A 947-nucleotide genomic window follows, 5' to 3' on the forward strand; every position below is an offset into this window, starting at 1 on the left:
CATGCCCACTCATGTGATCGCGCTCCTGCCTCACACGAGGCGCCTGCGGAGGAACCGCGGCCCGTTTCCGGGGGAACACGAGAAGAGCGGATGCGGTCCTAACGTCGCTGAGTCCCTATCCTTGTCCTAGACAGCTACGTCGAACCGTAGCGAAACGAGAATGGGCGGGAAACCAAGGTGGCAAACAGGGACGTGGCGGTACGCGCCTGGGAATCGCTCTTTCGTGCCCAGGTCGCCATCATGCGCGGACTCGCCGCCGATTTCCCCTCGAAGGACATTTCCTTCAATGAGTACGACGTGATGTTCAACCTGTCCCGGCAGCCCGACCGTCGCATCCGGCTGCGGGAGCTCAACGAGCACGTATTGCTCACTCAGCCGAGCGTCAGTCGCCTCGTCGACCGGCTCGTTTCCCGGGGGTACGTGTGCAAGCTCGCCGACCCCGCGGATGGTCGCGGTGCCATCGTCGAACTGACACCCGCCGGACTGGCGCTCTTCCGCCGAGTGGCCGTGCAACACATGGATACGATTACCGACCGCGTCGGCGATTCGCTCAGCACCGACGAGCTGCGTCAGCTCAGCGCCCTCTGCGACCGCCTGCGCACCCGGTCCACGACCTAGCAGTCGCACCCCGGCACGCCCCGACTGTGGCGATGAAGCGAAGGCCCTACCCCTCGCCCCACCGAGGCAGTCCCTCGCAGGAATGCCTTCCTCACTGGGAGCCCGAACAACGCCCGGCGAGAAACTCTTGGTACGCCGGTGCCACTCGCCACCGGGCGCATAAATTGAACAGTAAGGATAACTCAATTATGCCGATGCTACCTGAGCTTGTCCCTAGTTTGTCCGTTCGGACCAAATTGACCCTGGCCGCGGGCAACAAAAAAAGCGGCCCACCGAAGTGAACCGCTTCTTGTCTGTGCGCCCGGAGGGATTTGAACCCCCGACCTATT

Annotated in this window: 1 protein-coding gene; it reads left to right on the plus strand. The window is 62.9% G+C overall.

All coding sequences use genetic code 11. The features are described 5' to 3' along the window. Positions 1–240 precede the first annotated feature (240 nt). Positions 241–618 carry a MarR family winged helix-turn-helix transcriptional regulator gene (locus tag JF66_RS19005; protein ID WP_081882506.1) on the plus strand — a complete coding sequence of 126 codons (378 nt, stop codon included), beginning with the start codon at positions 241–243 and terminating at the stop codon, positions 616–618. Positions 619–947: the final 329 nt, after the last annotated feature.

The sequence above is a fragment of the Cryobacterium sp. MLB-32 genome (genome assembly GCF_000738085.1).
Taxonomy (GTDB): Bacteria; Actinomycetota; Actinomycetes; order Actinomycetales; family Microbacteriaceae; genus Cryobacterium.

What these genes read in the sequence shown, in the direction of transcription:
- JF66_RS19005 (WP_081882506.1), top strand. Translation starts at nt 241, where the DNA reads ATGCGCGGACTCGCCGCCGATTTCCCCTCGAAGGACATTTCCTTCAAT.